29 protein-coding genes, 2 tRNA genes, 3 rRNA genes and 1 pseudogene are annotated in these 26,467 nt (G+C 33.3%); 17 read left to right on the top strand and 18 right to left on the bottom strand.

Annotation, left to right across the window (positions count from 1 at the left end; translation table 11 throughout):
* Positions 1–874 precede the first annotated feature (874 nt).
* A complete protein-coding gene (locus HA143_RS01930) occupies positions 875–1,735 on the top strand; it encodes a CPBP family intramembrane glutamic endopeptidase (RefSeq protein WP_209082971.1) in 861 nt (286 codons plus the stop codon).
* A 258-nt stretch (positions 1,736–1,993) separates the two neighbouring features.
* Here HA143_RS01930 and HA143_RS01925 read toward each other — a convergent pair whose 3' ends face one another.
* Together HA143_RS01925 and arfB are read right to left on the bottom strand one after the other, a co-directional pair.
* Positions 1,994–2,242: a DUF1651 domain-containing protein gene (locus tag HA143_RS01925; RefSeq protein WP_209082970.1), complete on the bottom strand. Its 249-nt coding sequence runs from the start codon at positions 2,240–2,242 to the stop codon at positions 1,994–1,996.
* Between the two features lie 139 nt (positions 2,243–2,381).
* Positions 2,382–2,741: an alternative ribosome rescue aminoacyl-tRNA hydrolase ArfB gene (arfB, locus tag HA143_RS01920; RefSeq protein WP_245210836.1), complete on the bottom strand. Its 360-nt coding sequence runs from the start codon at positions 2,739–2,741 to the stop codon at positions 2,382–2,384.
* Positions 2,742–2,945: 204 nt separating this feature from the next.
* Between arfB and HA143_RS01915 the strand changes: the two genes are divergently transcribed.
* Together HA143_RS01915 and HA143_RS09715 are read left to right on the top strand one after the other, a co-directional pair.
* Positions 2,946–3,182 (top strand): hypothetical protein, encoded by a 237-nt coding sequence (locus tag HA143_RS01915; protein WP_209082969.1) that lies wholly within the window; start codon positions 2,946–2,948, stop codon positions 3,180–3,182.
* A gap of 228 nt (positions 3,183–3,410) precedes the next feature.
* Positions 3,411–3,735, top strand: a pseudogene (locus HA143_RS09715) (hypothetical protein).
* 112 nt (positions 3,736–3,847) lie between these two features.
* On the opposite strand, the gene HA143_RS01910 reads toward HA143_RS09715, so the two are convergent.
* Both HA143_RS01910 and HA143_RS01905 read right to left on the bottom strand, forming a co-directional pair.
* Positions 3,848–4,120, bottom strand: a complete 273-nt coding sequence (locus HA143_RS01910) for a small RNA NsiR4-regulated ssr1528 family protein (protein ID WP_209082968.1) — start codon at positions 4,118–4,120, stop codon at positions 3,848–3,850.
* 67 nt (positions 4,121–4,187) lie between these two features.
* Entirely contained in the window at positions 4,188–4,637 is a 450-nt protein-coding gene (locus HA143_RS01905) for a peroxiredoxin (RefSeq protein ID WP_209082967.1), read from the bottom strand.
* Between the two features lie 946 nt (positions 4,638–5,583).
* Between HA143_RS01905 and HA143_RS01900 the strand changes: the two genes are divergently transcribed.
* Together HA143_RS01900 and HA143_RS01895 are read left to right on the top strand one after the other, a co-directional pair.
* On the top strand, positions 5,584–5,874 hold the full coding sequence (locus HA143_RS01900) for a TatA/E family twin arginine-targeting protein translocase (protein ID WP_209082966.1): 291 nt from the start codon (positions 5,584–5,586) through the stop codon (positions 5,872–5,874).
* Between the two features lie 4 nt (positions 5,875–5,878).
* Entirely contained in the window at positions 5,879–6,271 is a 393-nt protein-coding gene (locus HA143_RS01895) for a hypothetical protein (protein ID WP_209084394.1), read from the top strand.
* An 11-nt stretch (positions 6,272–6,282) separates the two neighbouring features.
* Here HA143_RS01895 and HA143_RS01890 read toward each other — a convergent pair whose 3' ends face one another.
* Positions 6,283–6,600, bottom strand: a complete 318-nt coding sequence (locus HA143_RS01890; RefSeq protein WP_209082965.1) for a hypothetical protein — start codon at positions 6,598–6,600, stop codon at positions 6,283–6,285.
* An 87-nt stretch (positions 6,601–6,687) separates the two neighbouring features.
* Between HA143_RS01890 and HA143_RS01885 the strand changes: the two genes are divergently transcribed.
* Positions 6,688–6,903 (top strand): Nif11-like leader peptide family natural product precursor, encoded by a 216-nt coding sequence (locus HA143_RS01885; protein WP_011375908.1) that lies wholly within the window; start codon positions 6,688–6,690, stop codon positions 6,901–6,903.
* A 1-nt stretch (position 6,904) separates the two neighbouring features.
* Here HA143_RS01885 and HA143_RS01880 read toward each other — a convergent pair whose 3' ends face one another.
* Positions 6,905–7,390, bottom strand: coding sequence for a hypothetical protein (locus HA143_RS01880; protein WP_209082964.1), 486 nt, complete (start codon positions 7,388–7,390; stop codon positions 6,905–6,907).
* A gap of 324 nt (positions 7,391–7,714) precedes the next feature.
* Here HA143_RS01880 and HA143_RS01875 point away from each other — a divergent pair, with 324 nt between their 5' ends.
* Positions 7,715–9,244, top strand: a complete 1,530-nt coding sequence (locus HA143_RS01875) for a phytoene desaturase family protein (protein ID WP_209082963.1) — start codon at positions 7,715–7,717, stop codon at positions 9,242–9,244.
* Positions 9,245–9,358: 114 nt separating this feature from the next.
* Entirely contained in the window at positions 9,359–9,562 is a 204-nt protein-coding gene (locus HA143_RS01870; protein WP_209082962.1) for a hypothetical protein, read from the top strand.
* A gap of 12 nt (positions 9,563–9,574) precedes the next feature.
* Here the strand turns inward: HA143_RS01870 and HA143_RS01865 are convergent, their stop codons facing one another.
* Both HA143_RS01865 and HA143_RS01860 read right to left on the bottom strand, forming a co-directional pair.
* The gene (locus tag HA143_RS01865; protein ID WP_209082961.1) at positions 9,575–9,874 is read right to left on the bottom strand and encodes a TIGR03894 family protein; all 300 of its coding nucleotides are present in this window, start codon (positions 9,872–9,874) and stop codon (positions 9,575–9,577) included.
* Between the two features lie 90 nt (positions 9,875–9,964).
* On the bottom strand, positions 9,965–10,171 hold the full coding sequence (locus HA143_RS01860) for a hypothetical protein (protein WP_209082960.1): 207 nt from the start codon (positions 10,169–10,171) through the stop codon (positions 9,965–9,967).
* 305 nt (positions 10,172–10,476) lie between these two features.
* On the opposite strand from HA143_RS01860, the gene HA143_RS01855 reads away from it, so the two are divergent.
* Positions 10,477–10,785 (top strand): hypothetical protein, encoded by a 309-nt coding sequence (locus tag HA143_RS01855; protein ID WP_209082959.1) that lies wholly within the window; start codon positions 10,477–10,479, stop codon positions 10,783–10,785.
* 277 nt (positions 10,786–11,062) lie between these two features.
* On the opposite strand, the gene HA143_RS01850 is transcribed toward HA143_RS01855, so the two are convergent.
* Complete coding sequence (locus tag HA143_RS01850) at positions 11,063–11,203, bottom strand: hypothetical protein (protein WP_209082958.1); 141 nt, start codon at positions 11,201–11,203, stop codon at positions 11,063–11,065.
* 471 nt (positions 11,204–11,674) lie between these two features.
* On the opposite strand from HA143_RS01850, the gene HA143_RS09710 reads away from it, so the two are divergent.
* Complete coding sequence (locus HA143_RS09710) at positions 11,675–11,869, top strand: hypothetical protein (RefSeq protein WP_245210834.1); 195 nt, start codon at positions 11,675–11,677, stop codon at positions 11,867–11,869.
* On the opposite strand, the gene HA143_RS01840 is transcribed toward HA143_RS09710, so the two are convergent.
* Positions 11,866–12,300: an NADH-quinone oxidoreductase gene (locus HA143_RS01840; protein ID WP_209082957.1), complete on the bottom strand. Its 435-nt coding sequence runs from the start codon at positions 12,298–12,300 to the stop codon at positions 11,866–11,868. The genes HA143_RS09710 and HA143_RS01840 overlap by 4 nt on opposite strands.
* A 369-nt stretch (positions 12,301–12,669) precedes the next feature.
* On the opposite strand from HA143_RS01840, the gene HA143_RS01835 reads away from it, so the two are divergent.
* Both HA143_RS01835 and HA143_RS01830 read left to right on the top strand, forming a co-directional pair.
* Complete coding sequence (locus tag HA143_RS01835) at positions 12,670–12,807, top strand: hypothetical protein (RefSeq protein ID WP_209082956.1); 138 nt, start codon at positions 12,670–12,672, stop codon at positions 12,805–12,807.
* A gap of 462 nt (positions 12,808–13,269) precedes the next feature.
* Positions 13,270–13,521, top strand: coding sequence for a DUF3104 domain-containing protein (locus tag HA143_RS01830; protein ID WP_209082955.1), 252 nt, complete (start codon positions 13,270–13,272; stop codon positions 13,519–13,521).
* Between the two features lie 72 nt (positions 13,522–13,593).
* Here HA143_RS01830 and HA143_RS01825 read toward each other — a convergent pair whose 3' ends face one another.
* On the bottom strand, positions 13,594–14,484 hold the full coding sequence (locus tag HA143_RS01825) for a GNAT family N-acetyltransferase (protein ID WP_209082954.1): 891 nt from the start codon (positions 14,482–14,484) through the stop codon (positions 13,594–13,596).
* Between the two features lie 156 nt (positions 14,485–14,640).
* Between HA143_RS01825 and HA143_RS01820 the strand changes: the two genes are divergently transcribed.
* From HA143_RS01820 to HA143_RS01805, 4 genes are all read left to right on the top strand, one after another.
* On the top strand, positions 14,641–16,032 hold the full coding sequence (locus HA143_RS01820) for an aldehyde dehydrogenase family protein (RefSeq protein WP_209082953.1): 1,392 nt from the start codon (positions 14,641–14,643) through the stop codon (positions 16,030–16,032).
* A gap of 73 nt (positions 16,033–16,105) precedes the next feature.
* Entirely contained in the window at positions 16,106–16,867 is a 762-nt protein-coding gene (locus tag HA143_RS01815) for a LysM peptidoglycan-binding domain-containing protein (protein ID WP_209082952.1), read from the top strand.
* An 80-nt stretch (positions 16,868–16,947) separates the two neighbouring features.
* The gene (locus HA143_RS01810) at positions 16,948–17,157 is read left to right on the top strand and encodes a photosystem I reaction center subunit IV (protein ID WP_032526655.1); all 210 of its coding nucleotides are present in this window, start codon (positions 16,948–16,950) and stop codon (positions 17,155–17,157) included.
* Positions 17,158–17,161: 4 nt separating this feature from the next.
* Entirely contained in the window at positions 17,162–18,043 is an 882-nt protein-coding gene (locus HA143_RS01805; RefSeq protein WP_209082951.1) for a DNA-formamidopyrimidine glycosylase, read from the top strand.
* Positions 18,044–18,087: 44 nt separating this feature from the next.
* Here the strand turns inward: HA143_RS01805 and rrf are convergent.
* The 5 genes from rrf to HA143_RS01780 form a co-directional block, all read right to left on the bottom strand.
* A 5S ribosomal RNA gene (rrf, locus tag HA143_RS01800) occupies positions 18,088–18,204 on the bottom strand.
* A 64-nt stretch (positions 18,205–18,268) separates the two neighbouring features.
* Positions 18,269–21,144 (bottom strand): 23S ribosomal RNA (locus tag HA143_RS01795).
* Between the two features lie 258 nt (positions 21,145–21,402).
* Positions 21,403–21,475, bottom strand: a tRNA-Ala gene (locus tag HA143_RS01790).
* A gap of 12 nt (positions 21,476–21,487) precedes the next feature.
* A tRNA-Ile gene (locus HA143_RS01785) sits at positions 21,488–21,561 on the bottom strand.
* A gap of 126 nt (positions 21,562–21,687) precedes the next feature.
* Positions 21,688–23,172, bottom strand: a 16S ribosomal RNA gene (locus tag HA143_RS01780).
* The 16S, 23S and 5S rRNA genes sit together here with 2 tRNA genes alongside, the layout of an rRNA operon.
* A gap of 611 nt (positions 23,173–23,783) precedes the next feature.
* Between HA143_RS01780 and HA143_RS01775 the strand changes: the two genes are divergently transcribed.
* Positions 23,784–25,223 carry a glycoside hydrolase 100 family protein gene (locus tag HA143_RS01775; protein ID WP_209082950.1) on the top strand — a complete coding sequence of 480 codons (1,440 nt, stop codon included), beginning with the start codon at positions 23,784–23,786 and terminating at the stop codon, positions 25,221–25,223.
* Between the two features lie 2 nt (positions 25,224–25,225).
* Here HA143_RS01775 and petD read toward each other — a convergent pair whose 3' ends face one another.
* A complete protein-coding gene (gene petD / locus HA143_RS01770) occupies positions 25,226–25,708 on the bottom strand; it encodes a cytochrome b6-f complex subunit IV (protein ID WP_209082949.1) in 483 nt (160 codons plus the stop codon).
* Positions 25,709–25,740: 32 nt separating this feature from the next.
* On the bottom strand, positions 25,741–26,397 hold the full coding sequence (gene petB / locus HA143_RS01765; protein WP_209082948.1) for a cytochrome b6: 657 nt from the start codon (positions 26,395–26,397) through the stop codon (positions 25,741–25,743).
* Positions 26,398–26,467 lie beyond the last annotated feature (70 nt).

The following is a 26,467-nucleotide window of genomic DNA, read 5'->3' as shown; positions in this document are numbered from 1 at the left end:
TTTGCTTAATTTAGATTCATAAATCAAAATAGATTCTATTATTCTTTATATCACTATCAGAAAGTTTATAATCTTCCAATTTCCACTAAAAAAACTTTATACACACATCAACAGATGGATTCTTATTACGGCACTTTCGCCACTCTCTAATCCAATCTGCTAAGGCAAAAGTGTTTTTTGTAGTAAGCATATTTATCAATCAGGGTAATTAAAATCGCCGCCAAGAGGTTCTTCATACAAATGTGTCTTCTTTTATACCTTTATTATAATTTTCAATCACCTTTTTATAAGATGATATGGAGGCAACTAAATCTCCTACATATATAGGCTCCATGGTAATTGTTATAATATTTTTAATTCTTAATTATTTTATATAGGAATTTAATAAATATATTATTTATATGCATTATGGATTTCATCAAAAAGAACAAGATTCTAACTGTAATGGCAGTAATTGCAGTTTTATCATTTGCATTAGAAAAAGCAGGCATAATACACCCTTAAATTATTTTATAAATAATTTCCTAATGCAATAAGTAAACAGAAATTATTACTGCAAAAATAAGCAATGGAGAAAATAATGTAAAAATGAAAGTTGAAAGATTAATAAGCATAGATTTTAAATAAATACACAAATTTAATAAACATCACTTTTAGACATTTGCAATAAGTAAAATTTTAATTATTACGATATAAAAAAGATTTGAATAAAGAAAGATATAAAGAAGAATATGAAGAGGCCTCAGAATTACTATGGACTAGTGATAAAGAAGACAAAATAACTCGGCAATTTTATAAAGATTTATCTCATCTTTCAAAAAACATAAATTATATTAATAAGAAGCAAAGTGGGGTCAATTAATATTTAAATAAAATGAAAAAATTAATAATATTCACTAAAAGTTTTTTTCTTTTAAGACCAAGATGCATATCCACTATATTTTTTATTCCAATTCTTTATGGCATTGGATGGGCTTTATCTCAGCCATTATTATTGTTGAATTTCGAAAAAGAAAATTTATCCTTAATTGGAACTATTTTGACATTCTTACTTTTTATCTTTTTACTTCCATATTGGTTTTATATAAAACGGAAAATATCAAATACATGGGTCCTTCTTGGGATTACTAAACACAAATTCTTAAAAAACTTTGTAAATTTTTCTCAAGGTATTTTATTTGCTTTAGTTTTAATTATTCTAATTCTTGTACCATTATTGCAAAAAAATTATATTTCTTGGATAGGTGAATTTTCGCCAAGCATATTATTAAATTCTATTGTACTTGGATTAGGAGTTGGATTCGCAGAGGAAATAATTTTTAGAGGCTGGTTACTAGAGGAATTAAAATTTGACTATGGTATAAAAATATCAATAGCTTTACAAGCTATAGCTTTTAGCTACGTTCATAATTTATCAAATGAGATCTTTTGGAACATAATTGGATTACGTTTAGGATTTATTTTACTTGGAATATTTCTATCATTAATAAGAATTAGAGATAAAGGTTCTTTATGGAATTGCATAGGAATTCATGGAGGACTTGTTGGTATTTGGTTTTTTATAAATAACGGATTAATAGAATTTAAAGAAAATACACCTTCTTTTTTAGCAGGTCCTTTTACACAAAATATTCCAAACCCAATAGGCAGCTTTAGTGCAATTTTAATATTACTTTTGTTATGTATTTTTTATGCAATAAAATCAAAAAAGATTTTTTCTAGACCTTTTAATTAGATATCAATACCGATTGATTTTTGATTAATAATTGTCAGATTTAAATAAAGCTTAGTAATTATATGAAATTAGAGGCAGCAATAAGATTTATTATGTTTTTAGTAATTTTTGGAGTTGCAAACTATCTAATAATGTTGAGAAGATACGAAAACGACATCAAAAAAAGGAACTTATTGCAACATAAAAAAATTTCCAAGCTATATCCTAAAGGTTCATTTATTTTCTGAAATTAAAAAAAGTTTTATGATGAAATTTTTCTCACCATTTTTTATTAGTTTTTTGCCAACCTTCTTTTAACAATTTTTGCCATAATAATCTTGCTTCTTCAATAACAATTTTTTTTCTAGTTTTCATTAATGGAGGATTTTCCCCATGAATTCCCATAATGATCCCTTCTTCAATAAACATATAAGCAATAGATTTGTCAGAAGGCTCTTTCTCTTTATAGAAACGCATCACCCCTACAAAATTGGAGTCAATTAACCAAAAATCATTATTTGAATTCACTAAACCAAAATTTAATTAAATTAATCATATGCTTTCATTACATTTTGAGAGTGAAATATTTATTTATTTTTCTCATAATTGATATATTTTTTCTTTTTATCTACTTTTTTCAATTCGCCATGTTTTTTCTTAAGCTCAACTATTTCTTTTGCGATGCTTGAGTAGGTTTTGTAGATTTTCTTAATTTACATGGTTTATTTAAGCCATTTTTTATGATTGAGCTAAATCTTATTAATGCTAGCTGCCTATTTAGTAATTGATTTCTATGTTCTTGAACCGCCAAACTTAAACTATTTTTGACTAATTTGTTTTTCAAATTAATCTTAAGAATTGCTTTCTGATAATCATTAAGGACTTTTGAATCTTCTAAATTAAAAATAATCTCTACTCTGCTTTCAATTTTATTTACATTCTGCAATCCAGGACCAGAGGATCTGGAAAATCGCCACTTAATTTCGTTGAATGGGATTACTAATGTTTTAGTAATTTTTAAATCCATTTTTAGTTCTTCTTAATTTAGATTTTTATAATTATCTCTCTAATAATTTAAAACATACCTTAAAATTTGATCGGTAAATACTGGGTGGTTATGTTAGGTAAACCGAAATTCGGTGTATTTGCCGTATAAATATCTTCGGTATTTATCCTTTCATATTTAAAAAAATTATTAGATATTGGATTTGTACTAATTCAAAGGTCACTTATGTATTCAATGTTTGATCTTCTTTTTGAAACACCTTCATATCGCCCAGTATATGTTATTTCTGATAGTGAAATGAAGGAGCTAAAGAAAAACCAACATCAAGAAGAACTTGATGAAATTACAACACAAAAAGTAAAACTTGAAGATGCGTTTAAAGCTCAAATCAAACATCTTGAAGAGAGAGAAAAAGAATTAAAGAAAGAACTTAAAGTACTCTCTGGCTCAAAAAATAAATAATTTATTTTTAGAAAATTTACTTTTTTAAAAGACGGTTTTTAATCGTCTTTTTTAATTCTTCTAGTTTTAAGATATACATTAATCCACAGATTTTAAAAATATTTTCCATAATTAAAAAATGAAGAATAAAAAAGAAAAAATAAGAATGTTTTTACCCTTTAGTTGGGTAATTTGTGCAGCAATATCTTTTGCTTACATAAATGCAGATTTAATAAATACTTAACATAAATGTCTTATCTCTCAAAAGAAGAAATACTTGCATCTTCAAGTGGCTGAGTAGCATCTTTTTTAAATTATCTTCCTGGTTTAGGATTGGGTTACTTCTATCAAAGGAGAAGAAAACCTTATTTTTTAACCATCGCTGCTAGTACTGCATGGTTCGCTTTAGTTTTTTTTAGAAGGAGATTCAGAACCTTCTCAAAGAGAACAAATAATCGAAATTTCTGCTCTTTTTTTCATATCAATAATTATGGTTATAGAAGCAAAATTGGCTTTCACAAAAGCTGAAAAAGAAAAAATAATGTCCTCTGCAAAAAATGTATGGCTTAAATAATCCAAAAAATTAGATTTAATAAAGTAATTAATTAGTTCTCAGTTTCTTAATTTAAATAAATAATTATCATAAATACTTTTTAAGATAAATTTTAAAAAATCCTTTTGTTTTTCTAATTATAAAAAAATAAAATTTCCTTTTCTTTGAGGCCTTCCCATCCTGAGTCAATTAATAATTGATTCAAAGTTTCTTTATCAAAATGCTTAGAACCAGTTTTGACGCATCTATTTCTCATTGATTTTTTAACGCCACTCCTTTGTCTTTTATTCTCTTCATCCATAATTCTGTTATATAGATCTAACATTTTTGGAGGGATTGGTGTACCGTCAAGATCAACTCCATTTTGAATCGCAAGATCAACAGCTTGCATTCCCATTTTCTTCATATACTAAAAAAAATCTAAAACTATAATAAAACAAAACATATTAATCTTGAATTCTGTGAATAATAGTTTATTTATTTTGAATTTCCTTAAGTACTCTAATAGCCTCTTTGATGTGTTCAGGACCATTCAATAAATCTCTAAAAACATGTCTAACTATACCTTTACGATCGATAACATACGTTACTCTACCATCCATAAAGCCTAATACTTTAGGAACTTTAAAAGTTTTCCTGAGAGAATCATTGGTATCGCAAAGTAGTGGATATTGTAATTTATTTTTATTGGCAAATGCCAAATGACTTGATGTACTTCCATTACTGACTCCCCAAACTTGCGCACCTAATACTTTAAATAAGTCATATTTATCTCTAAATCCGCAAACTTCTATGGTGCAACCTGGCGTATCATCTTTTGGATAAAAGAACAAAACAAGAGGATTTTTTAATCCCTTATTTGATCTTTCAATTCCATTTTGATCCAGTAAAGAAAATTCTGGAATTTTATCTCCGATCTGCACAATAATTCTTATAAAGCTCCATATTAGAGGTTAATTTGTTTTATTTGTGGCCTTAAAGATAAATAACTAGTATAAAAGTCAATTTTTTGTTTTAAAACATACTAAAAAATTATTGAAATAAACTAGGATGAATTTATTAATTCAATATTATGGAATTAATAATTTATATTTTTTTTCTTATTCTTTTTTTAGGAGTTATTTTAAATTTAAAAATAACTAATTTTAAAAAAGTTAAAGAGATACGAAACAAAGCTAAAGATTATTCAAAAAGAATAATTTAATATTTATTACTAAGATTAAAATTGAATTTTTTCATTGGGAGTAAATACTAAGCAATATTTTTTTACTAAGTCCTTTGTCTGATTGTTAGAAGAGCTTGTTAATTTTAATTTTAGTTTTTCTATGACCTCATTAGCATTAATCTCACCAAGTCGATATCTTGCACACTTATCCAATACTTTAAACATTTTTGTGGCAACAGCTTCAGCTGGATAAATTAGAAAATTAGGTAAAAAACAACAAATAAGTACTTCAATTTTTTTAAAGAAATTATATATTTAGCGAATAGTTTCAATAATTAAGGATAAAAAATTAATTTAGAAAAAGATTCAAATATAATAGAATAATCTAATATGAGTTGAATCTAGGATTTCTCTAACAATAATAATAAAAGAAATTAAGATAAAATAATTGACAATAATAATTAATCTCCCTGAAAATGAGAAAATTAATAGATAAACATAAAACTCTTATAAATTGGTACCAAAAAAAATTCAAATTAAGTGATTATCAATTACTTTGGTTGGTTTTTTTTAAAGGGATATTAATAACAATAATATTTTTCAAAATTTTTTAATATTAATAAAGCTATTCCAAAAATGAAATTTTTGTATGATTTGACTATATTTAATTATAGATTTCCTAATTATTTAAATAGTTATCAGCTATGAATATTTTTGGTGTAGGTTTGCCTGAAGTTACTGTAATACTTATCTTAGCTCTTTTAATTTTTGGTCCCAAAAAGCTTCCAGAATTAGGAAAACAGCTTGGCAAAACTTTGAAGAGTCTTAAAAAAGCATCGAATGAATTTCAAAATGAAATCGATCAAGTTATGAACGAAGAAGATAAAGACGTATCGCCAAAGTCTACAGAAAGCAATCAAACAAATGAAATTAATCAAGAAAAAAAAGATTTGGCAAACAAGAATTTTTCAAATAAAGAAAATAGCAACAACTAATATCTTGGATAGGCCCATAACCCCCATAGACGAATTTGAAAGAGCATTAGATAAAGCAGCTCTTACTCAAGAAGAATATGAATTAATAGACTACATCCGCTATACAAGCGTTTTTACACAGCCAAGTCTTATTAAAGATTTAAAAAGGTCATCAAAGCCTCCTCTTTTTTCAGTTCTGTGTCAAATTTGCAGAAAAATTGGTTCAGAGATGCCAGCTCATTTCACAAAAGTAATTGAGTGGTCAATTGAAATTAGCGATCACGATACAAAATGGGATGCTCATTTAATTTGCGCAGAAGCATTGAATATAGACAATGTTCCATTAAGTCCTATTCATGGAACAGCTTTATTTGATGTTCTTGTTGTACACAAAGAATTATTTCTTGGCTTTGAATGAATTAAAACAATCTAATCATCTAAGGGGATAGAATCAGTATCTATAACTTCCGAATCATGATATTTATTTATTTTATTTTCAATCCAATTATTAATATAACTAACTAAAGGTAGTGAACCTCTAAAAATAAAAATAGAAGTAGGCAAAGCGCTTAATAAACCGACAACAGGACTTTTAAAAAGTAATCTTCCAGCCTTAATATTAAATAAAACAATAAGTAAGGAGGGAACGATAACTTTAACTACTGTTTTGAGCGCCTCAATCCAACCAACACGATAAGTCCACCATATAAGAACTATTCCAAATACATAAAGAAATAGGTAAGTCATAAAAATAGTATAATAATTATCTATTCATCTTGTTCTGAATAAGAACAAGATTTTTATAAGTTATTTAAAATCAATCAAATTCAGGTGATGAGTTTTTCTGAAATAAGAAAATTTTTAATTAAGATGCAATCTGATGAAGACTTAAAGCAGCTTGTTACATCATCCTCTACAGCTGATGATGTAGCACTAATAGGCCAACGCTTAGGGTATGATTTTTCAGGAGATGATCTCTTAAGATTTAATGGACAGAAAGTTGATAAAGTAACCGTCAGAAAAGTAGATCATCCAGGGGAATACCACTAATTTAAGACTTAACCCATATTGCGAGCCCGCCGCCCCTGCCTCTTGCACACATCCATTTATCTTTAGTGCTAATTGCTATAAGTGAGAAAAATGGCATTTTTTTATCTTCAGGTTTTTTTAGTTCCTTATTAAATATTGGAAAACTACTAATACTAATCTTCAATTCTTCAAAATAAAAAGTTAACAAAGGTCTAAGCCCTTTCAACTCTGCGCTGCCTCTGAATATAATATTTAATAATCCTAAATTAATTGAATTTTTTATTTCAAAATTCAGTTGATCTTCTTTATTTTTCTTTTTCAATTCTAGTTTTGCAGATAATACTTGGAGAATCGAACTAGGTATATTTTTTATTTCATCTGACTCTTTTCCCCAGACATACTGAAACTTCCATATTCCTAACAATTCCTCATAAATTATTCCGCTACCATTCTTTTGAGAATTTTTTTCTAATAGTTTTAACTCTTTGATACCAGGGAAGTCCTTCATAAAAAATTTCAATCTAAGATCTAAATACTAAGAAAACCTCATAAAAAATGTTCTTGTTTAAATAAATCCCATAGAAATATTTCTTTGTTTCGAAATATTTCTAAAAAAAAGGAGCTTTGACACACATAAGGAACAATGTCTGGTTAATATATTTACAAAAAGTAACTAAACCTATGGATTTCATTTCTAAAAGCCAAGGATATGTACCTCTCAAAGCAGTTCCTTACATATTCTTCCTCGCAATTGTACTAAGTATTACAACTTCAACAAATACATTCGTTTAAAACGATTTAGTTTTATAAGTAAAAATAAAATCAATATTTAATGCAAAAATATGATGTCGTAATAGTCGGTAGTGGCATTGGGGGTTTATGTTGTGGTTCAATACTAGCTTTATCAGGTAAAAAAGTTCTCATCTGTGAAGCACATTCCCAACCTGGAGGTGTTGCTCACAGTTTCAAAAGAAATGGTTACACCTTCGAGTCTGGGCCTTCACTATGGAGTGGGATAGGTAAATGGCCAACAACTAATCCCTTAGGGCAAATTCTTAAACTACTTGATGAAGAAGTTGAACTATTTCAATACAAAGGTTGGCAAGTTATAGTCCCAGAAGGTAATTTTAATCTTGATGTAGGGGAAGAACCCTTTAAACAAACAATAAAAACTTTAAGAGGTGACAAATCTGTCAAAGAATGGGAATCATTTATTTCTGTAATAAAACCTCTTAGCCAAATAATAAATGAGATCCCTTTACTCTCGTTTTCTCCTGAATCAATAAATTTCTTAGATCTAATAAATTTAACCTCAAAATTCTTACCTTATATCAAGCAAATACCAAAAATTAATAAGGGTTTTGGGAATTTAGTAAATAATCACTTAGAAGATCCTTTTCTCAGAAATTGGGTTGATTTATTGAGCTTTTTGATAAGTGGAATGTCAATGGATGATACAAATACAGCTGCTATGGCTACTTTATTTAACGAATGGTTTGAACCAAATTCCTACCTTGAATACCCCAAAGGAGGCAGTGAATCTATTGTAAAAGCCTTAATTAATGGATTAATAAAAAATGGGGGAGAATTAATACTCTCATCAAAAGTTAAAGCAATAAACTTCAATAAAAATTTAGCGACGGGTATAACTCTTGAGAATGGTTCCACTTATAGTTGTGAATCTGTTGTAATGAATACTGACATTTGGAATTTAAAAAAGTTAATCCCAAATGAAATCTCAAAAAAATGGAAGACAAAGGCCTTAGATCCTAATAAATGTGATTCTTTCCTTCATATACATTTAGGTTTTGAGGCTGATGGTCTTGAAAATGTGCCCGTACATGCGATACATGTTGATAAGTGGGAGAAGGATATAACCGCAGAAAGAAATATAGCTGTATTTTCAATCCCATCTGTTTTAGATAAAAATATGGCCCCTAAAGGGAAACATGTTCTTCATGGATATACTCCAGCAAATGAACCATGGGAAATTTGGGAAAACCTAAATCCAAAAAAACTAGCATATAGAAATTTGAAAGAAGAAAGATGTTCAATATTCCTTAATGCCGTGCGAAAATTCATCCCTGACATAGATGAAAGGATAGATTTAAAGATGTTAGGGACCCCAATTACTCATAAAAAATTCACTAATACGCATTGCGGCAGTTACGGTCCAGCATTATCTGCCGCAAAAGGTCTTTTCCCAGGATGCAAAACTCCAGTGAAAAATTTATTTACCTGCGGTGCGAGTACATTTCCAGGTATTGGAATTCCCGCTGTTTCAGCAAGCGGTGCTTATGCGGCTGAAAAAATTATTGGTAAAACAGAATTTAAAACTCTTCTTAAAAGAATAAACTTATGAATCAAGTTTTTTATAACTATACAAATACTTAGTTAAGAAAAAAGAATAAAGAGAGCAAAAACGATCAAGAATGATAATCTTTATCTGAACATAAACATAACTTATAGCTTTTATATGTTATTCTTATCAATTCCTCAAGTCTGGCATTTAGTAGGCACTTGGTCAGAGCAACTTCCAAGCGAGGCAAATCTTATAGGAATGGGCCAAACAGAATTAATGATGACTTTACATTCTATCTTTATTCCTCTATTACTTGTAATTTCATATTATATATTCAAACAACTTAATAAAAACGAATCAAAGAAAATTAAAGGATGATCGTTTTAAACTTTATTTAGCTGAACTTCTTCTAACTACTTTTCTTCCAGTAGAATTATCAACTCCGCTTGAATCTTTAGTTTCTTGTGATTGAGAATTAGTTTCAACAATATCAATATCACTCTTATCCATTTCTGCACAAACACCTACTACCATTGCAGCCTGCATTTGATCTGGCAAATCCCCAATAGTCAATAAGGCCTTCAAAACTAATTGAAGTCGGGTTTGCCGATCAATTTCTGGTCTTAATTTTTTTACAGTATTCCAAAGTTCTTGGGTAACTTCTTTTAAAAGTTCTCGATCTACAGCCAAATTAAAACCTTCTTGTCTTTACACTAATCTAACAAAAAATTGGATCTCTTAAAATAATATTCAATAAAAAGATTGTTAGTTGAAATTTTTCTATGAGAATACAAGTTGCATTTGTTGATGCAATTCATTCTTCTCTTGCAAAAGTTCATCTTTTTCAATCTTTCTTAAGGTAAAAGTTCTATAAAATTTCTTTTGAATCTTTATTGGAGTATTTTCAAACTTTTCATTTTTACTTACTAGAGAATTCCACTCTTTTGAATTAAAAGTGGCATAAGGAGAAGATGAAATAACTTTCATGGCTAAATAATACATCTGTACTAATAATAGTACAGATTTACTGTAATGCAACAATTTCCGAGCTTTAATTACCCGCTCATACGTCTTTGGGAGTTAATTAAATTTTCTTTTCTTATCTAAATCATAAAATATATAAGTTTTACATATGAATAAACGTATCATGCATTACCTATTAATGCCTTTTTTTAGTGTCTTAAGACTTTTCTTGCTGAAAACCCTTTAAAATAAATAATTTGTTGGAATTCACATTGACAAGATATTTTTAATCATCGTTCCTATAAAAGTAGTAAGAATTTGATTTTAAAATGCTTTTGAGTAATCAAAAAAGAATAAAAATTCAGGGAATAATTAAAAGAATTGCACATGACAAATCAATTTCATTAGAAGAAAGAATATATGTCGAGAAATTTGCTAAGCACAATTCTACAATTTCTCTTTGGCTAAAGAAAGCTAACAGCTTTAGGAGGAATGTTGTAAAAAACGATAGTGGAATCGATTCCCTTTTACAATCATTTGGGATAGATGGACTCTACAAGGAAAATCATTTCAACCCAAATGAAGATGATATATCTGACTGGTTTGGCGGAGCACCTGATTGGTTAAGAAGAAGTTAAGATCCCTATATATTCAACTTATCCAGGCTGTTTTACACAAATATATACTCGCTATAGATATAATCACCCAAAAAATCCAGGGCAAAAATTTAATGGGAATTAAATAATTTTTTGAAACGGTTTGCATATAGATTTTTCTTTTAGATTATTTCCTCCTTACTATTTTTGAAAATAGGTTTAATTGCTCTATTTTTATATAGAAAATAATAAATCCATACTTAAAGATATTAAATTAAACAAAATTCATAATAAGGTAATAAACCTAAACCACCATTATCTAAGCAACTTTATTTTGAATTTTGATTGGGAAATTTGCTATTTTTGTTTCATCCTGTTCTGAATCATTCCAAAATTTTATAAGTCTTTTTAATTCATCAATCCTCTTTTTTGCATTCGCAATCTTTTCAGTTTTTGTCATACAAAGTTTTTATCTACCCAATTAATGCATGAAAAAAATATATTTCAATGGAAGATCTAGATTAAGATTAGAAATATTAATTTTTGGTTAATCACCTAAATACTAAATAAATCACTTTAAAATAAGTAATTATACTTTAAGGGAAGTGAGGCTCATGAAAAAATTTAATTCTTTTATTTTAAATATTGCGATCAAATTTTGAGACTTCATATACTCTGGTATGAATTTACAAAGATTTTGGGTTTTAGAAGTTATAGCTAGATAACCTTATTTTGCATTTCTTTGAGTTCTGCATTTGAAAGAATCCCCAGGAATTAAAAATGACAAAACAATGTTTTTGATGAAAGAACATTTTTATCAAGCTATTTAACGAAACTAAGTATCTTAAAGAAATTTAGAAAAGAGGAAGAGATAGTTTTTGGATTGATAGATGTTTTTGCGAGACAACTTCTACTTCTTTATTAATGGATCATGGTATTTTATTATTTTGTCTCTCAAGCAAATGCTTATGATGTCAACATAAAAACAGAAGAACATGCATTTAAAACTTATTCCAAATATTTAAAAGATAATCCAAATGATCAAAAAATTAAAGAAATCGCTCAAGATAAATTAAATCAAGTTCAAGAAGTTAACCAAGCTTTATCAATACTAACTTCGGTTTAGATTAGTGCTGAAAAATCTATTAGCAATATTGATATCATCACTGAAGAAGAGATTAATCCTAGGCTAATCATCAATAAGACATAACCTTTTTTTCTAGGTAATTTATAAAAAGACAATCCAATGACCAATATCATTATTAATGAGAAAAAAATTATAATTTTTTCATTAACTAAATTAAGATGCATAACTAAATTTGTTTCTTCAAAATATTTCAGAAGTTTCGATAGCAATAATTCTTCTTCTATTTTCTTGAAATAATCAATGGCACTTATTAAAGCAGAACTTAATAAAGAAAATGCAACTAGTGCAGTAACTGGTTTTGTCAACCTGTTAACTGTTCTGTTAAAACTTGCCCACAAAACAAAAATAAATAAAGCAGTAACAAGAGGTATTAAAGGTATAAGAAATGATGTATTTATGAAATTCCCCACGAATAAAATTAGTATCTAATATAAAATTTTATATTATTTTGAAGCGTTATTTGATTAAGTAAGAATTTTTTAAAATTTTAAATGTAATTAGTACCTATTGCATTCTGTGTAAATTGATACCAAAATGTTATGTGTTATCGATAAATAAAATGCTAGTTATTTCTGAAATTATTCTTGCAAGTGCTATCTTCCTAGGAATTGTGTATTGGGAAGTTAAATTTCTATACGCCAAAACTACAGTAGCTAAATAACTTTCACTAAATACAGACAAAGTAAGGATCCATAAAATTTAAATAAAATTTAAGAATTGAAGTTGACAAAAAAAGCTCCGAATATGAGAGAATAAACACAAATAAATTTAGCCTTCTCATGAGCGAAGTTCAACATTCCAATACTAACTCAACGCAGCAACAGCAGCAGCAACAGCAGCAGTCCTTTACAGATAGCAAAATTAATTCTGCTGAGAGCGAGAGGCTTTATCTTGAGATGAAAGAGGCTTGGCTTTAAATTTAATTCATGTTTGAAATAATATTTCTATAAATTTGTAATTTTTTTTTTAATTTTGAAATAATCAATACTTTTTTATTTTTCTATACCCTTTAAATTTTGTTTAATAGCTAAAGAAATTTGTTTAGAAAACTAAAGCAGTTAGAGAAAATTAACGGAAGAATCGCAATGGGAGGGTTGATATATTTAGTGTTTACAAAATTAGTTTCTAACCGTGATGACATATTAGACCACCTTAAATCTTATTTAATTTAAAAAATGAATTGGAAATCTTATCCGAGAATATTTCTTTGTATATAAGCGTCAGTCAAAGCTAAAATCAATCCCAATAATGTTGAAAATATAGCGATTTCAGTGCATTCTGTTTTATTTTTGAATCACCTCTAGTTTGCGAAATAATTCAAAGTTCGACAACAAGATCAATAATTTTCTATAGTACAGACATACTATTAGTTATTTATTGTGACCTCGGCAACTCCTGAGTTTCTTTTCGTTAGGCCTGGTGATTATGTAGCAATTAAAAATGAAGAAAATTGCAAAGATACTAAGGCAAAGAATAAAAATTATTGGGTCGGTCAAGTTATCGACTGTATTGGAGGAGCTAGAAATCCAACTTCATGGACCTTGTTTCAAGTAGCCAATATTGATAATGGAGAGATCACTATAATCAACGCCGATATTGTAGAAAAAATTTTGAAACCTTCTAAAAGTTAAGCTAATGGGTAATCAAACAAACTTCTTTCATTATTACAAAAACAAAAGGCGACAAGCACATTTTAGAGGAAATCATCCCAGTTCCAAGCAGGCAAGTCCGTATACTTGATTCATGGGGCAGGGAGGTTGAATGCCTTTATACATTCTGTAAGTTTTTGATATTTCCTCAAATCCCAAACTTGATAAAAGATAATTTGCATAAGGATTAAGATTAGAGCAATCCAATAAGATTTGGGAATTTAAGTCACCAACCAACTCCCTTATTAATAGTTCAGCAAGTGGTGGAGTATCCGCTAAAAGAGGTCCTATTCTCCAGCCTTGCTGATTATCCTCCAAGAGACAAGGTCTTATCCTGCCAAATCCATGGCATATCTGATTATTATCGACAATTGCACTGACATTACCATGAGAATTTTTCAACCAGTCATTTAGAAAATGTGGCCTAGGACTAGGTTCTCTTTGATCATCATAAATTAAGACTGCTTCAGAAGAAATTTTATTACCAGGTACAACTTGAAAAAAATGAAATTGATCTTTATAGAAATTTCTCAATGGCAAATCTTGAGAACCATTTAATTTCCATCGATTTGTAATAGAAGATTTTCTAAAACCCCACTTTTCGTAATCATTCAATCTCTCTGGGGCAGCTTCTAGACCAATACAATCAACATTTTTTAAATACTCGAGTGCATGTTTCCATAATCTCACGCCATATCCATTATTTCGGAATTCTTTTTTAACGATAAATAAACCTATAAAACCATACGAGGAATTATATTTAATGCACGCAATAGAACCTATAGGATTATTGTCGAGACAGGCGACCCATACTCCTTGTTTATCTGTATTTCTATAAATTGATACGTCATCCATTCCAGGAGAAAATCCTTCTAACCTTGCCCATTCTGTAACTTCTGGTATTTCATTTATGGATATCAATCTAATTGAAAATTTTTCTCTCATAGAAATATATTAACCAATAAAAATTTGAATTTTCAAAGGCAATATTAATTAATTTGATTATTTCTTATAAGTCATTGACTTTGGTTTAAGTGGCTAAAAATTTTAGTTATTTAAAATTTATCCTCTGATATATTTAATACTATTCATAGAAATAAAATGAAAATCTCGGATAAATTTCATTTAGAAGACATCTATAAATTAAAAAATACAGTTCTAACTGGTAAAACTGAAGATATAAAATGGCGGATCAAACATATAAATATAGTTTCTCAACTTTTGGATGAAAATAAAAAAGAGATAATAAAATCACTTTTTGTTGATCTAGGAAAATCTGAAATTGAAGGGCTTGCAGAGATCCTTTTAGTGAAAGAAGAAATTTCACTTATAAAAAAGAAACTCAATTCTTGGATGCGTCCAAAAAAGATTGATACACCTTTTTATCTATTTCCATCATCCTCCAAAGTTGTTTATGAACCTCTTGGGTGTGTGTTAATTCTTGGTCCATATAATTATCCATTACTTTACGTTTTCAAGCCATTGGTAAATATTTTCTCAGCAGGAAATACTGCAGTTATAAAACCGTCAGAGAAATGTCCTGCGACCTCAAAACTTATTCAAAAGCTTACTTCCAAATATTTCCATAAAGATGTCCTATTAACAGTAGAGGGTGATTACAAACAATCCATAAAATTAATTGAACAAAATTTTGACCACATATTTTTTACAGGAAGTACTGAAACTGGAAAATCCATTATGAAATTGGCTTCAAAAAATCTAACTCCGTTAACTCTTGAATTAAGTGGAACAAATCCTGTAATCATTTTCAAGAATGCAAATTTAGAAATTGCTGCTAAAAGAATTGTTTGGGGCAAATTTTTTAATTCTGGTCAATCGTGCATGGCTCCAAATCATATCTTTGTAGATAAAGAAATTGAAAAAAATTTCATAGAAAAATTAAAGCAATGCATAGTAAGTTTTTATGGGGAAGATCCAATTATTTCCGAAGACTTATCTAAATTAGAAAAAAAGCAATTTTCATCGACTGTAGAAATTATTAAAAGATATAAAAAAGAAAAAAGAATTTTATATGGGGGAACTTTTAGTAAGAAAAAGTTAAAAATATCTCCTACAATTTTGAAAATAAAATCAACTGAAACAGATATTTTGCAAAAAGAACTATTCAGCTCACTACTTCCAGTAATTGGAATCAATGATAAGGAATCTGCTTTAAAACAGATTAATCAAACATCAAAACCATTAGCAATCTACTTATTTGGAGGAAATAAAAAAATCCATAATCAAATTTCAAGAATAACCAGCTCAGGGACTATTTGTATCAATGATGTTATGTTACCAGTCCTTATCCCAAATTTACCTTTTGGAGGTGTTGGGCAGAGTGGTATTGGAAAATTTCATGGAGAAGCAGGTTTTCGAAATTTTTCAAATCAAAAATCTATTACTTTCAAAGGTTTTTTATTTGATTTAAATCTGCGTTATCCTCCTTACGAAAGAATAAAGAAATTTTTACAGTTTATTTTTAAGATTTAAATTACTTAAATTATTTTCAAAAGGCCTAGCGATTTTGGATTAAGAGCTTATCTTTAGATAAACAGTGAAGTTAATGAAATTAGTATTTTTAGTAATTGCAATCCTTATTAATTTTCTTAATCACTCATTGATAAAGTCCGAAGAAAAGATTAGTTCAGGAAATAATAAAATTGAAAATATTACTAAAAAAGAATCAATTAATGGAGAGCAAAATGAAACAAAAAAAATTCATATTGTAAAAACTGGAGATACAATTTCAAATATTTCAAAACTCTATTCAATTAATAAAAATTTAATTATTAAATTAAATAAATTAAAAGACGAAAATTATATTTATGTTGGCCAAAATCTTATTATCTCCGAATCCAATCTAAATTCTACAAAACAATCAGATTTAATAACTAATTATCATATTGTTCAAATAGGAGAAAATCTTACTGAGATATCGAACAAATATAAGTTAAATTTAGGATATTTGATAGAAATTAATAATCTCAAGAATCCAGATTCTATAAAAGTTGGGCAAAAGCTCTTCTTAAGCAAAAACAAACCAAGTAGTTCAGAAAATGAACAAATAATTAATAATAATAAAAATAATAAATTATTTGAGTTAGATAAACAAATTTATGGTCCAATAATTATTCAAAATAAATCTTATGAGAAAATTAAAGGTAGAAAAGTTTTAAATGTACTAAATCAAGAAAATAAGAAACTGATTCTTTCAATTAATTGCATTACAAATGAATTAGATGTGAGAATCCCAGGCAGAAAATGGAGGGGAAGTGAGCCTGCTAAAGAAGAGTTCGAAAAAAACTTAATAAATGATTTTTGTTAGAACTTTTAATTAATATGTGTGAATAATTTGTCTAAGACTATTAATGATGGGTTATTGTTTAAAAAGTTAAATTAAAAGTAATGGCAATTTCAAGAGGAGATCTCGTAAGAGTAAAAAGACCAGAATCATATTGGTACAATGAGATAGGAAAAGTTGCCTCTGTTGATGAATCAGGTATCAAATATAACTGTGTAGTTAGATTTGATAAAGTAAATTACAATGGCATAAGCGGTACTGAAGGTGGAATGAATACAAATAATTTTGCTGAAAGTGAATTAGAAAAAGCTTAAATAATTGCCTGAGTTACCTGAAGTCGAAACTGTTCGCAGAGGTTTAGAGCAAAAACTTAATAACTTTATTATTAAAAAAGTAGAAGTCTGTAGGGATTCAATTGTAGCTTTTCCTGATAACAAGCAGGAATTTATTAATGGACTTCAGAACTCAATTTTGCACAAATGGGATAGAAGAGGAAAATATTTAATAGCTGAACTAAAAAAATTTGAAAATGAGAATATTCAATTTCCTCTAGAAAAATCATCAAAAAACAACGGTTTTCTTATAGTTCATCTAAGAATGACTGGATATTTTAAATTTATTGATAACTCTACTCAGCACTGTAAACATACAAGAATAAGATTCTTAGATAAGAAAAATAAAGAGCTTAGGTACATTGACGTAAGAAGTTTTGGCCAAATGTGGTGGATCAAGGAAGGATTATCACCTAACAAAATAATCAAAGGATTAGGTTCATTAGGTCCAGAACCATTCTCTAAGGACTTTAATGCAAATTACCTAAAGAAAGTTATTTCGAAAAGAACAAAATCTATAAAAGCTATCTTATTAGATCAAACAATAGTGGCAGGTATAGGGAACATTTATGCTGATGAAAGTTTATATTCTGCTGGTATATCACCTTTTAGGGAAGCTAAAACAATAAAGAAGAATGAGTTAATTAATCTTAAAGAATCAATTGTTAATGTATTAATAAAAAGTATAGGTTCTGGGGGAACGACATTTAGTGATTTTAGAGACTTGGAAGGAGAGGATGGAAATTTTGGTTTACAAACAAATGTCTATCGGAGAACTGGTAAACAATGTCGCAAATGTGGGAATTTAATTGCAAAGCAAAAAATTGCTGGAAGAAGTACACATTGGTGTCCAAATTGCCAAAAATAAAAAAGGGCTTACTCAAGAAGAGTAAACCCTTTATAAATATTTTTACCTGGCATTGAGCTATTTTCTCAAGGGGCTACCCCCTAAATATTTTCGCCGCTGATGCGTTTCACAACCGAGTTCGAGATGGATCGGAGTGGTTCCACATCGCCATGAACACCAGGATAGTGTGAACCTTGAGAACTGCATAGAAAATTATATAAATTAAAAACAATAAATTAAGTTTATTTGGTCAAGCCCTCGGTCTATTAGTACTCCTCCGCTGCACTTGTTACCAAGCTTCCACGTAGAGCCTATCAACGGGTGTTCTTCCCGTGACCTTACTGGCTTAAGCCATGGCAATACTCATCTTGAGGTGGGCTTCCCACTTAGATGCTTTCAGCGGTTATCCACTCCGCACATGGCTACCCAGCGTTTACCGTTGGCACGATAACTGGCACACCAGAGGTGCGTTCCTCCCGGTCCTCTCGTACTAGGGAGAAATCCTCTCAATATTCCTGCGCATACACCGGATATGGACCGAACTGTCTCACGACGTTCTGAACCCAGCTCGCGTACCGCTTTAATGGGCGAACAGCCCAACCCTTGGGACCGACTTCAGCCCCAGGTTGCGATGAGCCGACATCGAGGTGCCAAACCTCCCCGTCGATGTGAACTCTTGGGGGAGATCAGCCTGTTATCCCTAGAGTAACTTTTATCCGTTGAGCGACGGCCCTTCCACGCAGAACCGTCGGATCACTAAAACCGACTTTCGTCCCTGTTCGACTTGTAGGTCTCACAGTCAAGCTCCCTTCTGCTTTTGCACTCAACGACTGATTTCCAACCAGCCTGAGGGAACCTTTGTGCGCCTCCGTTACCTTTTAGGAGGCGACCGCCCCAGTCAAACTGCCCATCAGATACTGTCCGCTTCCCGGATAACGGGTAAGCGTTAGAACCCTAGCTCTAAAAGAGTGGTATCTCACAGATGACTCAATAGTACCCACAAGCACTATTTCAACGTCTCCCACCTATGCTGCGCATTCAGAGCCCGAGCACAATATCAAACTACAGTAAAGCTTCATAGGGTCTTTCTGTCCGGGTGTATGTAGTCCGCATCTTCACAGACAATTCTATTTCGCCGAGCCTCTCTCCGAGACAGCGCGCAAATCGTTACACCTTTCGTGCGGGTCGGAACTTACCCGACAAGGAATTTCGCTACCTTAGGACCGTTATAGTTACGGCCGCCGTTCACCGGGGCTTCAGTCGCCAGCTTCACTAAAAGCTAACCAGCTTCCTTAACCTTCCGGCACTGGGCAGGTGTCAGCCCCCATACATCGTCTTGCGACTTAGCGGAGACCTGTGTTTTTGGTAAACAGTCGCTTGCGCCTCTTCACTGCGACCAGCTCTCGCTGGCACCCCTTCTCCCGAAGTTACGGGGCCATTTTGCCGAGTTCCTTAGAGAGAGTTATCTCGCGCCCCTCGGTATTCTCTACCACCCCACCTGTGTCGGTTTCGGGTACTGGCATTTGTGTATTAACGAGTATAGGGCTTTTCTTGGAAGCATGACATCACCAACTTCGCTGCCGTAGCAGCTCGTACTCACGCCTTAGCTCAAGATGTTTTCTCCATCTCTCAAAGCCTCGAACGCTTGAACCAGTAACCAACATCTGGCCTGGTTAGCCTTCTCCGTCCCCCTTCTCAATACACATCTGGTACAGGAATATTGACCTGTTATCCATCGACTACGCCTTTCGGCCTCGCCTTAGGTCCAGACTAACCCTCCGCGGACGAGCCTGCCGGAGGAACCCTTAGGGTTTCGGGGCATGGGATTCTCACCCATGTTTTCGCTACTCAAGCCGACATTCTCACTTCTATGCTGTCCACGTCCGCTTACGCTAACGCTTCACCCTACATAGAACGCTCCCCTACCATAAATAAATTTATCCGCAGCTTCGGTATAACGCTTAGCCCCGTTCATTTTCGGCGCAGGATCGCTCGACCAGTGAGCTATTACGCACTCCTTTGAGGATGGCTGCTTCTAGGCAAACCTCCTGGTTGTCTGGGCAATCCCACCTCCTTTATCACTTAGCGTTAATTTTGGGACCTTAGCTGGCGGTCTGGGCTGTTTCCCTCTTGACTATGGAGCTTATCCCCCACAGTCTGACTGCCTAGTTACACACAGGGTATTCAGAGTTCATATCGATTTGGTACCGCTTTCGCAGCCCGCACCGAAATGGTTGCTTTACCCCCCTGCTGGAGCACTAGACGCTACGCCTCAACGTATTTCGGGGAGAACCAGCTAGCTCCTGGTTCGATTGGCATTTCACCCCTAACCACAGCTCATCCGCTGAATTTTCAACTTCAGTCGGTTCGGACCTCCACTTGGTATCACCCAAGCTTCATCCTGGCCATGGTTAGATCACCAGGGTTCGGGTCTATAAACACTGACAAACGCCCTATTAAGACTCGCTTTCGCTGTGGCTCCACCATTTCCGGTTTAACCCGCCAGTGCCTATAAGTCGCCGGCTCATTCTTCAACAGGCACACGGTCACCCGATTAGTCGGGCTCCCATTGCTTGTAAGCTCACGGTTTCATGTTCTATTTCACTCCCCTCCCGGGGTTCTTTTCACCTTTCCCTCGCGGTACTGTTTCACTATCGGTCACACAGTAGTACTTAGCCTTACGAGGTGGTCCTCGCAGATTCACACGGAATTCCACGTGCTCCGTGCTACTCGGGATACAGCTAGGTCAACTTATCTTTCGATTACGGGGCTTTCACCCTCTGTGGCACGCCATTCAAACGTTTCTTCTAGACTTGTTGATCCATATTGCTGTCCCACAACCCCGATAGTCAAGACTATCGGTTTGGGCTATTCCCCGTTCGCTCGCCGCTACTGAGGGAGTCGTTATTTACTTTCTCTTCCTCCAGCTACTAAGATGTTTCAGTTCGCTGGGTTAGCTCGCACCAACCTATATATTCAGTTGGCCGTCCATGGGGTTGCCCCATTCGGAAATTCCCGGATCAAAGTGTGCTTCCAACTCCCCGAGACTTATCGCAGGTAACCACGTCCTTCATCGCCTCTGTGTGCCTAGGTATCCTCCGTGAGCCCTTTGTAGCTTGACCAATAACTTCAAAATTGAAGCATCAGCTTAATAGAATTGTTATTAATGCATTCGCACAAATAATAAATCTGCATCATTAAAGATGCTTATTGTCTTTAAAAATAATCTATGCAGTTGTCAAGGTTCTCTGAAAACAATGAAATTAATTCAATGAGTCCAGCATCTTAATAAAGATAATTAGGAAGCTAGATTCGTTCAGAATTTGATCACAACTCAAAACATTTCCTTTCTCCAAGATTATGGAAGAGGTGGTAATCAGTGGAGGTAAGCGGACTCGAACCGCTGACATCCTGCTTGCAAAGCAGGCGCTCTACCAACTGAGCTATACCCCCAACATAGAGATATGGGCCATCCTGGACTTGAACCAGGGACCTCACCCTTATCAGGGGTGCGCTCTAACCACCTGAGCTAATGGCCCAGGAAAAATAATGGGTGTGACCTAGAAAAACTTAGGAAATGAAATCCTTAAAGTAATTAAGAATGTGAGATACCGATCGACCTAAGGTGACAAAATAATAATATTAAACATTTTGTTGTCTCCCTGTTAGGAGGTGATCCAGCCGCACCTTCCGGTACGGCTACCTTGTTACGACTTCACCCCAGTCATTAGCCCCACCTTCGGCGTCCTCCTCCACAAGGGTTGGAGTAACGACTTCGGGCATGGCCAACTTCCATGGTGTGACGGGCGGTGTGTACAAGGCCCGGGAACGTATTCACCGCAGTATGCTGACCTGCGATTACTAGCGATTCCTACTTCACGTAGGCGAGTTGCAGCCTACGATCTGAACTGAGCCACGGTTTATGGGATTTGCTAGCTCTCGCGAGTTTGCTGCCCTTTGTCCGTAGCATTGTAGTACGTGTGTAGCCCAGGGTGTAAGGGGCATGATGACTTGACGTCATCCACACCTTCCTCCGGTTTATCACCGGCGGTCTTTCTAGAGTGCCCAACTAAATGCTGGCAACTAAAAACGTGGGTTGCGCTCGTTGCGGGACTTAACCCAACATCTCACGACACGAGCTGACGACAGCCATGCACCACCTGTCACTGCATTCCCGAAGGCACCCTCAAATTTCTAAGAGGTTCGCAGGATGTCAAACCCTGGTAAGGTTCTTCGCGTTGCATCGAATTAAACCACATACTCCACCGCTTGTGCGGGCCCCCGTCAATTCCTTTGAGTTTCACACTTGCGTGCGTACTCCCCAGGCGGAACACTTAACGCGTTAGCTACGACACCGAAGGGGTCGATTCCCCCGACACCTAGTGTTCATCGTTTACGGCCAGGACTACAGGGGTATCTAATCCCTTTCGCTCCCCTGGCTTTCGTCCATGAGCGTCAGTAATGGCCCAGCAGAGCGCCTTCGCCACTGGTGTTCTTCCCGATATCTACGCATTTCACCGCTACACCGGGAATTCCCTCTGCCCCTACCATACTCAAGCCTTTCAGTTTCCACTGCCATGATGGAGTTAAGCTCCACTTTTTAACAGCAGACTTGAAAAGCCGCCTGCGGACGCTTTACGCCCAATAATTCCGGATAACGCTTGCCACTCCCGTATTACCGCGGCTGCTGGCACGGAATTAGCCGTGGCTTATTCCTCAAGTACCGTCATATCTTCTTCCTTGAGAAAAGAGGTTTACAGCCCAGAGGCCTTCGTCCCTCACGCGGCGTTGCTCCGTCAGGCTTTCGCCCATTGCGGAAAATTCCCCACTGCTGCCTCCCGTAGGAGTCTGGGCCGTGTCTCAGTCCCAGTGTGGCTGATCATCCTCTCAGACCAGCTACTGATCGAAGCCTTGGTGAGCCATTACCTCACCAACTAGCTAATCAGACGCGAGCTCATCCTCAGGCGAAATTCATTTCACCAATAGGCATATGGGGTATTAGCGGTCGTTTCCAACCGTTATCCCCCTCCTGAGGGCAGATTCTCACGCGTTACTCACCCGTCCGCCACTAACCCGAAGGTTCGTTCGACTTGCATGTGTTAAGCACGCCGCCAGCGTTCATCCTGAGCCAGGATCAAACTCTCCGTTGTGTTCAAATCCTTTTGTAGATAAATCTACTCAATATGAATTGCATTCTCCAAATAAAATTAAGATTGACTTAAGTTATTTAGGTTCAGCCTCCTTAAATAATTAAGGATTACTTTGAGTGCACATTAAAAATATTTCAAAGTGACTTTCCAAGATCTCAGATCCGTTGGTTTTCAAAAAACTAAAAGTTAGCAATTGAAAACAATTTATATATTCTTGACGGGACCTCACACCTTTATTGCAAATACATCTCAAAATTACCAAATATAAATTTGATAAGGTTTTGACGCAATAAAAGCATCAGTTCCTAAGTTTTTAAATTTTCTAGGTGCAGAGTTAAACAACAAGTGGATAACTCAATTTGAAGGGAAAACCCTTCTTCTGGCTGAAAATATTGATCGAGATCAAATCTCCAAAAGATTCATTCATTTACCAAAAATCAGATTTAAGATAATCGATTGAATAATGCAAAAAAAAATATTTTTGCCCAGAAGAAAATACTAAACCATCCGACTGTAATTATGCAACCTTTTATACAAAAATTTTTTATTAATTTTTTATTTGTTCAAAGTCTATTTAAACAACTAGGCTTAAATAAAGGGATATAAATGAAATGGCAGAAAGATTTAGTCAAAAAAATTTAAGAGTAAGACCAAGTTCTGATGAAAAGAAAATTGTAACAAATGCAAAAAAACACTTCGAAAAGACTTTAGTTGAAATATCAGGCGAGCTAGTAGGTAGTGTTGCGGCACTAGAACACCCAACAAAAAATAAAAAGTTGAATTATGGAGAAATATTTTTAAGAGACAACGTTCCAGTAATGATTTACCTCATTACACAAAAAAGATATGAAATAGTCAAAAGGTTCCTAAGTGTATGTCTTGAATTACAAAGCACTAATTATCAAACGCGTGGAGTATTTCCTACTAGTTTCGTTGAAGAAAATGGAAAGCTTATTGGAGACTATGGTCAGAGATCAATAGGGAGGATTACTTCAGCTGATGCGAGTTTATGGTGGCCCATTTTATGTTGGTATTATGTCAACAAAAGTGGTGATTATGCCTTCGGGAAAAGTCAAATCGTTCAAAGAGGTATTCAACTTTTACTAGATCTAGTTCTGCACCCAACATTTGAGGGTACTCCAGTACTTTTTGTCCCAGATTGCGCATTTATGATTGATAGACCTATGGATGTTTGGGGAGCACCTCTAGAAGTAGAAGTCTTATTGCATGGATGTTTAAAAAGTTGTATAAATTTAATGGAATTAAGTCGAGCAGATCATGTTAGTAGACTGTTAGATCAAAGACTTATTCTCACAAATCAATGGGTTAAGGATTTAGGAAGTTTTCTCTTAAAACATTATTGGGTTACAAGCCAAACAATGCAAATCTTAAGAAGAAGGCCAACTGAGCAGTACGGAGATGACCAACACTTTAATGAATTTAACGTGCAGCCTCAAGTAGTTCCCTCATGGCTTCAAGATTGGTTAGAGAATAGAGGTGGTTATTTAATAGGAAATATTAGAACAGGAAGACCTGACTTTCGATTTTACAGTTTAGGAAATTCTTTAGCCTGTATGTTTGGAGTACTGCCCCCTCCAGAACAAAGAGCTTTATTTAGATTGGTTTTACATAACAGGCAGCATTTGATGGCTCAAATGCCTATGAGAATTTGTCATCCTCATATGGATGTAGAAGAATGGCAAAATAAAACTGGTTCGGATCCAAAGAATTGGCCTTGGAGTTACCATAATGGTGGTCACTGGCCAAGTTTGTTTTGGTTCTTTGGTGCAGCTGTTCTTTTACATCAAAAAAAGTTTCCTTCTGATGATGTGATTCTTATGGAAGAAATGAAATCTTTAATAGAGGAGTCATATTGGTGTCAACTTAATCAATTACCTAAACAAGAATGGGCAGAATATTTTGATGGACCTACAGGTACTTGGGTTGGGCAACAATCAAGAACATACCAAACTTGGACAATTGTTGGTTTTTTATTAATGCATCATTTTCTTAGGCAAGAAAACAATGATTTAGATATGTTTAAAATTTAATATTAAAATAATCCTAAAGTAAGAGATTTATCAATAGGTAAACAAGCTCCGATACCTAGATATATTGTTAAAACAGTCCCAAATAAGAAAACTGCCATTGCTATTGGCCTTCTAAAAGGGTTAGAGAATTTATTAACGTTTTCGATGAATGGCAAGATAATTAATCCAAGAGGTATTAATGTTTGAAGTGCAATACCTAAAAGTTTATTAGGAACTACTCTAAGTATTTGAAAAACTGGATAAAGATACCATTCGGGTAGTATTTCTAATGGTGTAGCAAAAGGATTTGCTTTGTCTCCTAACATTGAAGGATCAAGAACTGCCAGTCCAACGACACAGGCAATAGTACCTAAAATTACTACTGGGAATATATATAATAAATCGTTCGGCCAAGCAGGTTCTCCATAGTAATTATGACCCATACCTTTGGCTAATTTTGCTCTTAATTTTGGATCAGATAAATCTGGTTTTTTTAACGTCGACATTTTAATCTCTAGATAATTTAAAGTATAGGAGTTTATAAAGGACCTGAAATACCCTGTTTACGAATCATTAAAAAATGCATCAACATGAATACGGCTAATGACCATGGCAATACAAAAGTATGAAGACTATAGAATCTTGTAAGAGTAGATTGTCCAACACTTTCTCCACCTCTAAGTAATTCAACCATAAAGTCACCTATTACTGGTATTGCAGCAGGTACACCTGAAACAATTTTAACGGCCCAATAACCAACTTGATCCCATGGCAAGGAATAACCTGTCACACCAAAAGCGACTGTTATGATAGCCATTACAACACCTGTAACCCAAGTTAGTTCTCTTGGCCTTTTAAAACCACCGGTAAGATAAACTCTAAAAACATGAAGGATTAACATCAAAACCATCATAGATGCACTCCATCTATGAACAGATCGAATTAACCATCCAAAACTGACATCGGTCATCAAATAACTTACTGAACTATAAGCTTGAGTAACTGTTGGCTTATAGTAAAAAGTCATTGCAAAACCTGTTGCAAATTGAATTAGGAAGCATACTAAAGTTATGCCTCCTAAACAGTAAAAAATATTTACGTGAGGGGGTACGTACTTGGAAGTTACGTCGTCAGTTATGTCTTGGATTTCAAGCCTTTCTTGAAACCAGTCATAAACGGATGAAGAATTCGCCATCCAAAAAAAAATTAGCTTTGATATTAAAGAGCTTACTTAAAATTCTTATACTTGGTGTTAACACTTAACC

The sequence above is a fragment of the Prochlorococcus marinus CUG1415 genome, from assembly GCF_017696015.1.
Taxonomy (GTDB): domain Bacteria; phylum Cyanobacteriota; class Cyanobacteriia; order PCC-6307; family Cyanobiaceae; genus Prochlorococcus_A; species Prochlorococcus_A marinus_AE.
Note: the sequence above shows the minus strand (reverse complement) of the source record. Positions and strands in the feature narration are given on the sequence as shown.